The organism is Pseudomonas brassicacearum (assembly GCF_003732265.1).
GTDB classification, from domain to species: Bacteria; Pseudomonadota; Gammaproteobacteria; order Pseudomonadales; family Pseudomonadaceae; genus Aquipseudomonas; species Aquipseudomonas brassicacearum_D.
The window spans coordinates 202,596-215,289 of record NZ_MOBK01000005.1; the positions used below are offsets into that span (position 1 = coordinate 202,596).

Below are 12,694 nucleotides of genomic sequence, written 5' to 3' on the forward strand. Positions count from 1 at the left end.
TGCCTCCTGTCAGTGGTAGTCCAGATAGTCGACCAGTTCGATATCTGAACCGATAAACCGAAAAACAACTCGCCAGTTCCCTGAAACACTCAGCGACCAGAATTCGGCCAACTCCCCTCTGAGTGGATTGATCATGGGGCAAGTGTAAGGCGATACGTTACACCTGATGCGGTATCTATGTATCGCACCTGGTCGGAAAATTTGTGCCAGGCACCTGCTTCAGACCTTCACTTCCTCCACCGGCACATGCATACGATCGCGATTGGCCAACGTCGGGAACAGTTTCACCCAGGCCCCGGTTACCACCAGCGTGCCAATCCCGCCCATGACTACCGCCGGCACGGTGCCGAACCAGTGGGCGGTCAGCCCGGATTCGAATTCGCCCAATTGGTTCGAAGCGCCGATGAACAGGCCGTTCACGGCGCTGACCCGGCCGCGCATTTCGTCCGGGGTTTCCAGTTGCACGAACGAGGCGCGGATCACCATGCTAATCATGTCGGCCGCGCCCAGCACCACCAGCACCGCCAGCGAGAACCAGAACGAGGTCGACAGGCCGAAGGCGATGGTGGCGACGCCGAACACACCGACGGCGGTGAACATCACCCGTCCGACGTTGCGCTCAACCGCAAACCGCGCGAGGAACAGCGACATCAACAGCGCGCCGACAGCTGGCGCAGAGCGCAGCAGGCCCAGCCCCCACGGGCCGGTCAGCAGGATGTCCTTGGCAAACACCGGCAGCAGCGCCGTCGCGCCACCGAGCAAGACCGCAAACAGGTCCAGCGAGATCGCCCCGAGAATGTCCGGGCGACTGCGAATGAAGCGGATACCCGCCAGCAGCGAATCCAGCGTCGCCTTGCCCTTGTTGAGCGGCGTCTGCCGGGCCGGCAAGTTGAGCATCAGCCCGCAGGCAATGATGTAGAGGATCACGGTCGGGCCATACACCCAGACGCTGCCGAAGGCGTAGAGCAAACCGCCGAGCGCCGGGGCGACGATGGTGGCTGATTGTTGCGCCGATTGCGCGGCGGCCACCGCGCGGGGAAACAGCGCGCTGGGCACGATACTCGGCAACAGGGCTTGGGTGGTGGGCATTTCGAAGGAGCGCGCGGCGCCGAGCAGGAACGCGAGGATGAAGATCATTTCCCGGGTGACGTGATCGGTGGCACTGCCGATGGCCAGCGACAGGGCGATCAGCGCCTGCAGCGACTGGCAGATCGCCGCGACTTTGCGCCGGTCATAGCGGTCCGCGACGTGCCCGGTGTGCAGCATGAACAGCACGCGCGGGGCAAACTCCACCAACCCCACCAGGCCCAGATCGAGCACATTGCCGGTCAACTGGTACAGGTTCCAGCCAATGGCCACGGTGAGCATCTGAAAACCACTGGCGGTAAACACCCGAGCCAGCCAGAACGCGATGAAAGGACGGTGATGACGTAACAGCAAGGGCTCTTGGCTGGGCATCTGCGGGGAAATCTGGGAGAGGGGATGGGCGAGGTTATCACCAACCTGTAACCAGAAGTTGCGGTCGCCGAAAATATAGTTAGCTAGACACCGATCTCGAAAACACACCCATTTCCCCCTGTGGGAGCGAGCCTGCTCGCGATGGCGGCCTATCAGTCGATACCGAACTGCCTGGCACACGCGCTTCGCGAGCAGGCTCGCTCCCACAGGGAAAGTATTGCGACGCGTGTCCAAGGTCATGAGGCAACTTGTCACGCGGCAAAAGACCACGCGGTTCATCCCCGCAAATGGGACTACTCTTTCAACGTTGATTGATCCAGATCAAAACCCTACAAGGAATTGATCCGGCGGCCACCAGGCCAGACTCCCTGCGTTGTGAGGCTTTCAATAAAAAGAACGAATTCGAATTCGCCGCACTCCATACCCGTGGGGGCCGTTGGGTGCAGGCTTCCAGCCAGCAGCCGTATTACCTGACAGAGGAAGACTTATGTTCGGTTTAGAGGCACTTGATCTCGCCCGAATGCAGTTCGCGTTTACCATCTCTTTTCACATCCTGTTCCCGGCCATCACCATTGGCCTGGCGAGTTACCTTGCGGTACTCGAAGGTCTGTGGCTGAAAACCCATAACGACACCTACCGCGACCTGTATCACTTCTGGTCGAAGATCTTTGCCGTCAACTTCGGCATGGGGGTGGTCTCCGGACTGGTGATGGCTTATCAGTTCGGCACCAACTGGAGTCGTTTTTCGGACTTCGCCGGATCAGTGACCGGACCACTGCTGACCTACGAGGTGCTGACCGCGTTCTTCCTCGAAGCCGGTTTCCTTGGGGTCATGCTGTTTGGCTGGAACAAGGTCGGGCGCAAACTGCACTTCTTTGCCACGGTCATGGTGGCTATCGGCACGCTGATCTCGACCTTCTGGATCCTGGCGTCCAACAGCTGGATGCAAACGCCGCAGGGTTTCGAAATCGTTAACGGTCAGGTGATTCCCACCGACTGGCTGGCGGTGATCTTCAACCCGTCATTCCCGTACCGCCTGATGCACATGGCGACGGCGGCATTCGTCGCCACCGCGTTCTTCGTCGGCTCTTCGGCGGCCTGGCACTTGCTGCGCGGCAAGGACAACCCTGCAATCCGCACCATGCTGTCGATGGCCATGTGGATGGCCTTGATCGTGGCGCCGATTCAAGCCGTGATCGGTGACTTCCACGGCCTCAACACGCTCAAGCATCAGCCGGCGAAAATTGCCGCGATCGAAGGTCACTGGGAAAACATCGGCGATGAACCGACGCCGTTGATCCTGTTCGGCTGGCCGGACATGAAAGCCGAGAAGACCAAATTTGCCGTCGAGATTCCGTACCTCGGCAGCCTGATTCTCACCCACTCGCTGGACAAGCAAGTCCCGGCGCTCAAGGAATTTCCGCCTGAAGACCGGCCCAATTCGACCATCGTGTTCTGGTCGTTCCGGATCATGGTGGGCCTCGGCTTCCTGATGATCTTCACCGGGTTGTGGAGCCTTTGGCTGCGCAAGAGCGACAAGCTCTATACCTCGCGACCGTTCCTTTACCTGGCGTTGTGGATGGGGCCGTCGGGCCTGATCGCAATCCTCGCGGGATGGTTTACCACCGAAATCGGCCGTCAGCCGTGGGTAGTCTACGGACTGATGCGCACGGCGGACGCCTCTTCCAACCATAGTTTCCTGCAGATGAGCATCACGTTGATTCTGTTCGTGGTGGTGTATTTCGCGCTGTTCGGAGCGGGTCTGGGCTACATGATGCGCCTGGTGCGCAAAGGGCCGAAGATCGACGAAGGCAAGGAAACCAACGACGGTGGGCCTGGGCAGAAACGCACACCGGCCCGTCCGTTGTCCGCCGCTGACGATGATGGCGCCGACAGTGACCACAGCCTGACCAAGGAGATTTGAGTCATGGGTATTGATCTTCCGCTGATCTGGGCCGTGATCATCATCTTCGGCATCATGATGTACGTGGTCATGGACGGTTTTGACCTGGGGATCGGGATTCTCTTCCCGTTCATCCCGGGCAAGACCGACCGTGATGTGATGATGAACACGGTCGCCCCGGTCTGGGACGGTAATGAAACCTGGCTGGTACTGGGCGGCGCGGCGTTGTTTGGCGCTTTCCCGCTGGCCTATTCGGTGGTGCTTTCGGCGTTGTACCTGCCGCTGATCCTGATGCTGATCGGGCTGATCTTCCGGGGCGTGGCGTTCGAGTTTCGCTTCAAGGCCAAGGACGACAAGCGCCACCTCTGGGACAAGGCTTTCATTGGCGGCTCCGTCACCGCGACCTTCTTCCAGGGCGTTGCATTGGGCGCCTTCATTGATGGGTTGCCGGTGGTCAATCGCCAGTTTGCCGGTGGTTCGCTGGACTGGCTGACCCCGTTCACCCTGTTTTGCGGGGTGGCGCTGGTGGTGGCTTATGCGTTGCTCGGTTGCACCTGGCTGATCATGAAGACCGAAGGCAAGCTGCAAGAGCAAATGCACAACCTGGCAAGGCCCCTGGCCTTCGTGGTGTTGGCGGTGATCGGTATTGTCAGCATCTGGACGCCTTTGGCCCACGCTGAAATCGCCGCGCGCTGGTTCACGCTGCCCAATCTGTTCTGGTTCATGCCGGTGCCGATTCTGGTGCTGGTGACCATGTATGGCTTGATCCGCGCCGTCGCCCGCAATGCGCACTACACGCCGTTCCTGTTGACGCTGGTGCTGATCTTCCTCGGCTACAGCGGTTTGGGCATCAGCCTGTGGCCGAACATCGTGCCGCCGTCGATCTCGATCTGGGACGCCGCCGCACCCCCGCAAAGCCAGGGCTTCATGCTGGTGGGCACGTTATTCATCATCCCGTTCATCCTGGGTTACACCTTCTGGAGCTACTACGTGTTCCGCGGCAAGGTCACCCACGAAGACGGTTATCACTGACACTGTGGGAGCGAGCGTGCTCGCGATGGCGCCCTGACAGGCGCCATCGATCTACCTGAGGATCGATGCAATGACCGGTAAACATTCCCTGCACGACATTGAAGAAGCCGAAAAAAAACCGCTGTTGCAGCGGCTTGGATGGTTGGCCCTGATCTGGGCCGGTAGCGTCGGCGCCCTGTTTATCGTGGCCAGCCTGATGCGCATGTTCATGAATGCGGCAGGCCTGACCACACACTGAAGATCCGATCCCATCCCGTTGCCTTGGAGGCACGGATTCACAACCCTCCTGCGTGGAGGGTTTTTTTTGCCCAGGTTTATTTGCGGGCTTTGAGAATCACGAATTTTGGCGTGGCGGCCACTTGTTCGACGCCGCGGAACAGCCGTGCGAGCTTGCTGTGATACCCCAGGTGACGGTTGCCGACGATGTACAGCGCACCACCCACCACCAGCGCCTCGCGGGCCTGCTGGAACATGCGCCAGGCGAGAAAGTCGCCGACGACTTGTTGTTGATGGAACGGCGGATTGCACAACACCACGTCCAGGGATTGCGATTCCTGCCCGGCCAGACCGTCGCCGGCCCGCACAATGACCGCTCTGTCGCCCAGCGCCGCGCGCCAGTTTTCGGCGGCCGATTGCACCGCCATGAACGACTCATCCACCAGCGTGTAGTGCGCCTCAGGGTTTTGCAGCGCGCTGGCAATGGCCAGCACGCCGTTACCGCAGCCGAGGTCGGCGACTCGTGCGGTGCCGAGGTTTTTCGGCAGGTGCGGCAGAAACGCCCGGGTACCGATATCCAGCCCTTCGCGGCAGAACACGTTGGCGTGGTTCAGCAGTTCAATGGCCGGTTCATCCAGCTGATAGCGCGAAGGGTAGGGGGACACGACCGGGGTTTTTGCTTCTGGTGTGGCGATCAATAGCCGGGCCTTTTTCACCGCCAGGGAGGCCTGTACCGGGCCGATATAGCGCTCCAGCAGATCACCGGCAGCACGAGGCAAGTGCTTGATCATCGCCGCCGCAATCACCTGCGCGCCCGGCGCCAGTTGGCTTTGCAGGCGAATCAGTTGTTCTTCCAGCAACGCCAGGGTTTTTGGCACCCGGATCAATACCCGGTCAAACGGGCCGCTGAACGCTTCGCTGGCGGGCACGCTCGGCACGGCGTCAAACGCCTGGCCGTTACGGATCAGGTTTTTTTCCAGCCCCTGAAAGGCCAGGAACGAGTCGCCACTGCTGATCACCCGGACCTTGCCCGCGAGGCTGGCGGCCAATGCACCAAAACTGTCGTTCAACACCAGTACCCGAGTCTCGGCCGAGGGCTGTTGTTCGGCCAGGTGGTTGAGCAGGTATTCGTCGGCAGCATCGAACGCTTGCAGCGGTTCGTTCTGCTGTTCTGGCTGACGGATCAGGTCGAGTTGGGCAAAGGGCGTTTCGAGCAGGGGCATGAGGCGGGGCTCTGGGTAGTCAACGGGTGTGGTGTCCCGCGGCCGGAGGCGTTGTAGCAGGCGGGACCGGCCGAGTGCACTGCGTCGTGAAGTTATATACGACATCACTCAGGGGGCCGCAAATGGTACGTTTTTTTCGGCTGGATTACCCGTGGGTTTTCTTCGTACTGAATGGATTCAGATAGCGCCCACCCTCACCGCCTTTATCACGGCTGCAATCTTGTTGTTCACCCCAAATTTGTGGATGCAGCTTTGCACATGATAATTGATGGTGCGTTCACTGATGCTCAGGATTCTGGAACACTCGTAAGCCGTCTTGCCGTCGGCGGACAATGTCAGGATTTCAATTTCGCGCGTCGATAAATGAGGTGTGCTTGCCGTCGGCAGGCGTTGTCGCAGCTTTTGAGCCACGAGTCCATGCAACTGGTGGCTGATGAAAATGGCATAGCCCAGGTTTTCATACAGCTCATAGGCCGAGATCGGGCTGCTGCTTCTGGCCAGGCTGAACATGCTGCAAAGTCCGCTGCCATCATGAACCGATTGTGACCAGCCGTGCTGCAAGCCTTGTTGTTTTTGCGCGAGCCTCAGCTGGGGTGTCTTTGAGAAGACTTCATCCTCCCAGAGAATGGGCAGCACTGATCGTCTGCAATGAGCCAGTATTGGATCTATGTCACCGTAGTGTTCTTGTTCATATTTCGTATTCCAGTCGTATGGGTAGTTGTTAAAGTTGAGGGTGTCGTGAAGATGCCGTGCTTCCGGGGATGTAATTGAAAAAGAACAGAAATTGAAGCCGAGATTCTGGATGAGATCGAGTGAGATCTCATAGGCAGACTTGATTTCCCTGGCATCGGATAACTGTCTTAATTGTGATTTCTTCCACATTTCCATTGTAGAAACTCCACGCGGGTATCTTGGGGGTGCAAATTGGATCCGAGATCCAGCACGCCCCGAGTGTAGGAGCAATCCTACAAATGCGCTGCAATTTTTTTGCTCTTGAAAATTATCGAAAGTGCATATCTGGTTCTTAGATGTTCAGGTTCATGAGGTTAATTTCACATGGCGTATATCATTCTACTTGTTGTGTTTTGTACAACTTTGATCAAAGCCATTTACAATGCGTAAGTAACTGTACAACTAATACAATAGGCAGTAGATCTCATTTCCAAAGACACTACAAATCACCGGTGTTTACATCGCCGGCTTTGCGCGACACTGGTGATATCAGTTCAATGGAGCGTCCCATGACCGCCAGTGCCGAAAAATACACTCGCCAAACCTTGCTCGACGTCCAGCCGTTGACCCCAAACCTGTTTACGCTGCGAGCCACAAGAGATCCGGGCTTTCGCTTCAGGGCCGGTCAGTTCGCCCGGCTAGGTGTCACCAAGGCCGATGGCAGTACGGTCTGGCGTGCCTATTCGATGGTGTCGTCGCCCTATGACGAGTTTCTCGAATTCTTCTCTATCGTGGTGCCGGGCGGTGAGTTCACCAGCGAGCTCAGTCGACTGGAGGTCGGTGATACCTTGCTGGTCGACCGCCAGGCCTTTGGTTATTTGACCCCGGACCGCTTCGTCGATGGGCGTGACCTCTGGTTGTTATCCACGGGCACCGGCATTGCCCCGTTCCTGTCGATCCTGCAGGACTTTGAGGTGTGGGAGAAATTCGAACGCATCATCCTCGTCTACAGTGTGCGCGAGGCCCGGGAACTGGCTTATCAGGCGCTGATTGCGGGGTTAGCGGAGCGCGATTATCTGGCCGAATACGCTCACAAATTGCAGTTCATCGCCACCGTTACTCGCGAACAACATCCTGGTGCGCTGAATGGAAGAATCACCACGCTGATCGAAAATGGCGAGCTGGAGCGGGCAGCAGGCGTGGCGCTGACACCCGAGCATTCGCGGGTCATGCTTTGCGGGAACCCGCAGATGATCGATGACACGCGCAAACTGCTCAAGCAGCGCGATATGCACCTGAGCCTCAGTCGACGTCCAGGCCAAGTGGCTGTGGAAAACTTCTGGTAAAAAAAAACGGCGCCTCAGGGGCGCCGTTTCTGTGTGCAAGCAGCCTTCAGGGCCGATCGTTCTGGGCCTTGAGCAGATCGCGGATCTCGCTCAACAACTCTTCTTCCTTGGTTGGAACCGGTGGAAGTGTCGGGGCTACGGCCTCTTCGCGCTTCAGTTGGTTGATCGCCTTGATCCCCATGAAAATCGCGAAAGCGACAATGATGAAGTCAATCAGGCTCTGGATGAATTTGCCGTAGGCCAGCACCACCGCCGGGGCATTGCCTTCGGCAGCCTTGAGCGTAATGGCCAGATCACTGAAGTCCACCCCGCCGATCAGCAAGCCAATGGGCGGCATGACCACGTCGCCCACAAACGACGTAACGATCTTGCCGAAGGCGGCGCCGATGATGATACCGACGGCCATGTCGATCACATTACCTTTGACCGCGAAGGCCTTGAACTCACTTATCACGCCCATAGGTTATTTCCTTGTTACAGATGAGGTTGGTGGGGGCAGTGTAATTCAGCAAAACGGCTCGTGCTCGAAACACCTCATTACAATGCTCGTGACTATCGACCTGTCTGCCGGCAATTAGTTTGCAAAGTGCCACTAATCGCGCGCGAAATACGCGCTAACTGACTGATTAGCGACATAAATATCTGAATCATCACGTTGCGTTTTTTCTATTTAAGTTTCACCGGTTCGGCCTCTAGCCTCGGTTCAGCGCACTGGGAGTGCGCCTTGAAAACAGAGGAACCTGATATGACTTCTACCCTTGGCCTGGGGGCCTTTCCCCATTGGCGTACCCTTGGCGTTTTAACCGCCAGCCTGCTGTCCTTCTCCGTCCATGCTGCCAACCTGACCCGTGATAACGGTGCTGCCGTGGGCGATAACCAGAACTCACAAACGGCGGGTGCCACAGGCCCGGTGCTGTTGCAGGACGTGCAACTGATCCAGAAGCTGCAGCGCTTTGACCGTGAGCGCATTCCTGAACGCGTGGTGCATGCTCGTGGCACTGGCGCCCACGGCACCTTCACCGTGACCAATGACCTGAGCGACCTGACCAAGGCGAAAGTGTTTGCCGGCGGTCAGAGCACACCGGTGTTCGTGCGTTTCTCCGCTGTTGTTCATGGCAACCATTCGCCGGAAACCCTGCGCGACCCTCGTGGTTTCGCCACCAAGTTCTACACCGCCGACGGCAACTGGGACCTGGTGGGAAATAATTTCCCGACCTTCTTCATCCGTGACGCGATCAAGTTTCCAGACATGGTCCACGCGTTCAAACCAGACCCGCGCACCAACCTCGACGATGATTCGCGGCGATTTGATTTCTTCTCCCATGTTCCGGAGGCCACTCGCACCCTGACCGAGTTGTATTCCAACGCTGGCACACCGGCCAGTTATCGGGAGATGGACGGAAACGGTGTGCATGCGTACAAGTTTGTTAATGCCAAAGGCGATGTGCATTACGTGAAGTTTCACTGGAAGAGTTTGCAGGGAGTTAATAATCTCGATCCTGAGTCGGTGTCGAAAGTCCAAGGAAAAGATTACAGCCACATGACCAATGATTTGGTCACTCATATTAACAAGGGTGACTTTCCGAAATGGGACTTGTACGTTCAGGTTGTAAAATCTCAGGACTTGTACAAGTTTGATTTCGATCCATTGGATGCGACGAAGATCTGGCCTGGAATTCCTGAACGAAAAGTTGGACAAATGATCCTGGATCGTAATCCTTCGAATGTCTTCCAGGAAACCGAACAAGTGGCGATGGCTCCGGCCAATCTGGTTCCCGGTATCGAGCCTTCGGAAGATCGCCTTTTGCAAGGGCGAGTGTTCTCTTATGCCGATACTCAACTCTATCGTCTGGGTGCCAACGCACTGCAGTTGCCGATCAATGCGCCAAAAGTTGCGGTGAATAACGGTAATCAGGACGGTGCGATGAACATCGGTCACAGCAGCACGGGTGTGAATTATCAGCCGAGCCGTTTGATGCCCCGCGAAGAGCCGCAAACCGCGCGTTACAGCCAATCGGCGCTGACGGGCAGCACCCAGCAGGCGAAGATCCAGCGCGAGCAAAACTTCAAGCAGGCCGGTGATTTGTATCGCTCCTTCAGTAAAAAAGAGCGGAACGACTTGATCGAGAGTTTTGGTGGTTCGCTTGCGACAACCGATGACGAGAGCAAGCACATCATCCTGTCGTTCCTCTACAAAGCCGATCCGGAATACGGGACAGGCGTGACCAAGGTGGCCAAGGGTGACCTGAGCCGGGTCAAAGCGCTGGCGGCCAACCTGGTTGACTGACCGCGTTTGCCTGAAAAGCGGGACCTCCGGTGAGGTCCCGTCTAGCCAAGGAGTTTGCGATGCGTATTTATCTGTTTGTGTGGCTGGCGTTGCTCTCGACCAGTGCCTTTTCCACCCCCCGCGACGACTCGGCGGCGCTGTCTGCTCAACTGCAGGATTACTACTTCGACGCCGCCCGCCGTGGCGATGTGCCCATGCTCGACACGTTCATTGAAGCTGGCTACTCACTCGACACTCGCGACAGTCAGGGATACACCGCGCTGATCCTGGCGGCCTATCACGGCCAGACCGCCGCAGTGGAGCGTTTGCTCACCGCCGGCGCGGATGCCTGTGCTCAGGACCAGCGAGGCAACACGGCATTGATGGGGGCGATTTTCAAAGGGGAAGTGCAGATTGCCCGAACCTTGTTGGCGACCGATTGCAGTCCCGACCAACGCAACGGCGCGGGGCAAACGGCTGCGATGTACGCCGGATTGTTCAAGCGTGCCGAACTGCTCGACGCACTCAAGGCCAAAGGCGCGGACCTGGAGGCCGAAGATCCGTTGGGCAACAGTGCCACGCGTCTGGCCAACGGCGAAATCCGTACCGCCGCGCCGCGCTGATTGACGTCAGCTGAGCTATCATCGCGGTTTTTGCCGGGAGTTCAGATGGCCAAGGCCAAGCGCATGTACGGCTGCACCGAGTGTGGCTCAACCTTCCCCAAGTGGGCCGGCCAGTGCGGCGAGTGCGGGGCCTGGAACACGCTGACCGAAACCATGGTGGAAAGCGGTGGCGCCGCCGCCCCCAGCGGTCGCACCGGCTGGACCGGCCAGCAGGCCCAGATCAAGACCCTGGCCGAAGTCAGTGTCGAAGAAATCCCGCGTTTTTCCACAGCCTCCAGTGAACTCGATCGGGTGCTGGGCGGTGGCTTGGTCGACGGTTCGGTGGTGCTGATCGGCGGTGACCCGGGCATCGGTAAGTCGACCATCTTGTTGCAAACCTTGTGCAACCTCGCCAAGAGCATGCCGGCGCTGTACGTCACCGGCGAAGAATCGCAGCAACAAGTGGCCATGCGCGCCCGCCGGCTGGGCTTGCCGCAGGACCAACTGCGGGTGATGACCGAAACCTGCATCGAAACCATCATCGCCACGGCCCGGGTGGAAAAGCCCAAGGTCATGGTGATCGACTCGATCCAGACGATCTTCACCGAACAACTGCAATCGGCACCGGGCGGTGTCTCTCAGGTGCGCGAGAGTGCGGCGTTGCTGGTGCGTTATGCCAAGCAGAGTGGCACCGCGATTTTTCTCGTCGGTCACGTGACCAAGGAAGGCGCACTGGCTGGTCCCCGTGTGCTGGAGCACATGGTCGATACCGTGCTGTATTTCGAAGGCGAATCCGATGGGCGTTTGCGTTTGCTGCGTGCGGTCAAAAACCGTTTCGGCGCGGTCAACGAATTGGGTGTGTTCGGCATGACGGACAAGGGACTGAAGGAAGTCTCCAACCCGTCGGCGATTTTTCTCACACGCGCTCAGGAAGAAGTCCCTGGCAGTGTGGTCATGGCGACGTGGGAAGGGACACGGCCGATGCTGGTGGAAGTCCAGGCCTTGGTGGACGACAGCCATTTGGCCAACCCGCGCCGGGTCACGCTGGGGCTGGATCAGAATCGCCTGGCGATGTTGCTGGCGGTCCTGCACCGTCACGGCGGCATTCCGACCCATGATCAGGACGTGTTTCTCAACGTGGTCGGTGGCGTGAAGGTGTTGGAGACCGCGTCTGACCTGGCATTGATGGCGGCCGTCATGTCCAGTTTGCGCAACCGGCCATTGCCCCATGATCTGTTGGTGTTTGGCGAAGTCGGCCTGTCAGGCGAAGTGCGCCCGGTGCCTAGCGGCCAGGAACGCCTCAAAGAAGCCGCCAAGCACGGCTTCAAGCGCGCCATCGTGCCCAAGGGCAACGCGCCGAAAGAGGCACCGCCGGGGTTGCAGATTATTGCCGTCACCCGACTGGAACAGGCCCTCGACGCTTTATTCGAATAATCCACAATCCCTGTGGGAGCGAGCCTGCTCGCGAATGCGGTCTGACATTCAACATTTAAGTCGACAGGCATACCGCTTTCGCGAGCAGGCTCGCTCCCACAGTGGGTTTGTGGTGGGTTCAGACTTCGATCAGGGCGCCCAGCTCACGTTCCAGCACTTGCGGGTCACCCAGGTTGAGTTCGATCAACCGCCGCAGGCGTTCAATCGATTCCAGGCTGATGTGTTTGCAGACAAAGCCCAGTTGGCCATGATCATCGTGGGTCAGTAGCACATCCATCTTGATCGCGACTTCAGGCGTCAGACGAATATCGACGCAAAAGTGATGCTCCCGATTACCCAGCCACGGCTCGGGCTTCTCGACCAACAGCCCCTTGAGCGATAGATCAATCAACTTCACAGGCCAGATGTACTCCCCCTGGCTCAGCTCGGTCTTGGCATCGAACGCGATACGTTTGAAGCGGCGGCGGTCGGCTGCGTGTTCGCTCATGGCGCAATCCTCGGAAAGGTACGCTGACTATAGACCCGCATTATTAAAGCCTGCC

At 58.2% G+C, this 12,694-nt stretch carries 12 protein-coding genes and 1 pseudogene; 7 read left to right on the plus strand and 6 right to left on the minus strand.

Annotation, left to right across the window (positions count from 1 at the left end):
• Positions 1–9: 9 nt before the first annotated feature.
• Both BK660_RS12060 and BK660_RS12065 read right to left on the minus strand, forming a co-directional pair.
• A pseudogene (locus BK660_RS12060) lies at positions 10–132 on the minus strand (type II toxin-antitoxin system RelE/ParE family toxin); the annotation flags it as partial.
• A gap of 87 nt (positions 133–219) precedes the next feature.
• Positions 220–1,458 carry an MFS transporter gene (locus BK660_RS12065; RefSeq protein ID WP_123433484.1) on the minus strand — a complete coding sequence of 413 codons (1,239 nt, stop codon included), beginning with the start codon at positions 1,456–1,458 and terminating at the stop codon, positions 220–222.
• A gap of 487 nt (positions 1,459–1,945) precedes the next feature.
• Between BK660_RS12065 and BK660_RS12070 the strand changes: the two genes are divergently transcribed.
• From BK660_RS12070 to BK660_RS12080, 3 genes are all read left to right on the plus strand, one after another.
• A complete protein-coding gene (locus BK660_RS12070) occupies positions 1,946–3,382 on the plus strand; it encodes a cytochrome ubiquinol oxidase subunit I (RefSeq protein WP_123433485.1) in 1,437 nt (478 codons plus the stop codon).
• Positions 3,383–3,385: 3 nt separating this feature from the next.
• Positions 3,386–4,393 (plus strand): cytochrome d ubiquinol oxidase subunit II, encoded by a 1,008-nt coding sequence (cydB, locus tag BK660_RS12075; protein ID WP_123433486.1) that lies wholly within the window; start codon positions 3,386–3,388, stop codon positions 4,391–4,393.
• A gap of 70 nt (positions 4,394–4,463) precedes the next feature.
• Positions 4,464–4,631 carry a DUF2474 domain-containing protein gene (locus BK660_RS12080; RefSeq protein WP_123433487.1) on the plus strand — a complete coding sequence of 56 codons (168 nt, stop codon included), beginning with the start codon at positions 4,464–4,466 and terminating at the stop codon, positions 4,629–4,631.
• Positions 4,632–4,707: 76 nt separating this feature from the next.
• Here BK660_RS12080 and BK660_RS12085 read toward each other — a convergent pair whose 3' ends face one another.
• Positions 4,708–5,832: a methyltransferase gene (locus tag BK660_RS12085; protein ID WP_123433488.1), complete on the minus strand. Its 1,125-nt coding sequence runs from the start codon at positions 5,830–5,832 to the stop codon at positions 4,708–4,710.
• Positions 5,833–6,009: 177 nt separating this feature from the next.
• Positions 6,010–6,720 carry a helix-turn-helix transcriptional regulator gene (locus BK660_RS12090; RefSeq protein ID WP_123433489.1) on the minus strand — a complete coding sequence of 237 codons (711 nt, stop codon included), beginning with the start codon at positions 6,718–6,720 and terminating at the stop codon, positions 6,010–6,012.
• 353 nt (positions 6,721–7,073) lie between these two features.
• Here BK660_RS12090 and BK660_RS12095 point away from each other — a divergent pair, with 353 nt between their 5' ends.
• The gene (locus tag BK660_RS12095; protein WP_123433490.1) at positions 7,074–7,850 is read left to right on the plus strand and encodes a ferredoxin--NADP reductase; all 777 of its coding nucleotides are present in this window, start codon (positions 7,074–7,076) and stop codon (positions 7,848–7,850) included.
• Positions 7,851–7,896: 46 nt separating this feature from the next.
• On the opposite strand, the gene mscL is transcribed toward BK660_RS12095, so the two are convergent.
• Positions 7,897–8,310 carry a large-conductance mechanosensitive channel protein MscL gene (gene mscL, locus BK660_RS12100; protein WP_123433491.1) on the minus strand — a complete coding sequence of 138 codons (414 nt, stop codon included), beginning with the start codon at positions 8,308–8,310 and terminating at the stop codon, positions 7,897–7,899.
• 285 nt (positions 8,311–8,595) lie between these two features.
• Here mscL and BK660_RS12105 point away from each other — a divergent pair, with 285 nt between their 5' ends.
• From BK660_RS12105 to radA, 3 genes are read left to right on the plus strand one after another with little or no spacing between them, the layout of a single operon-like run.
• Complete coding sequence (locus tag BK660_RS12105) at positions 8,596–10,137, plus strand: catalase (RefSeq protein WP_123433492.1); 1,542 nt, start codon at positions 8,596–8,598, stop codon at positions 10,135–10,137.
• A gap of 59 nt (positions 10,138–10,196) precedes the next feature.
• Entirely contained in the window at positions 10,197–10,739 is a 543-nt protein-coding gene (locus BK660_RS12110; RefSeq protein ID WP_123433493.1) for an ankyrin repeat domain-containing protein, read from the plus strand.
• Between the two features lie 45 nt (positions 10,740–10,784).
• Positions 10,785–12,152, plus strand: a complete 1,368-nt coding sequence (gene radA / locus BK660_RS12115; RefSeq protein WP_008040321.1) for a DNA repair protein RadA — start codon at positions 10,785–10,787, stop codon at positions 12,150–12,152.
• A 118-nt stretch (positions 12,153–12,270) separates the two neighbouring features.
• Here radA and BK660_RS12120 read toward each other — a convergent pair whose 3' ends face one another.
• Entirely contained in the window at positions 12,271–12,639 is a 369-nt protein-coding gene (locus tag BK660_RS12120) for a PilZ domain-containing protein (protein WP_123433494.1), read from the minus strand.
• Positions 12,640–12,694: the final 55 nt, after the last annotated feature.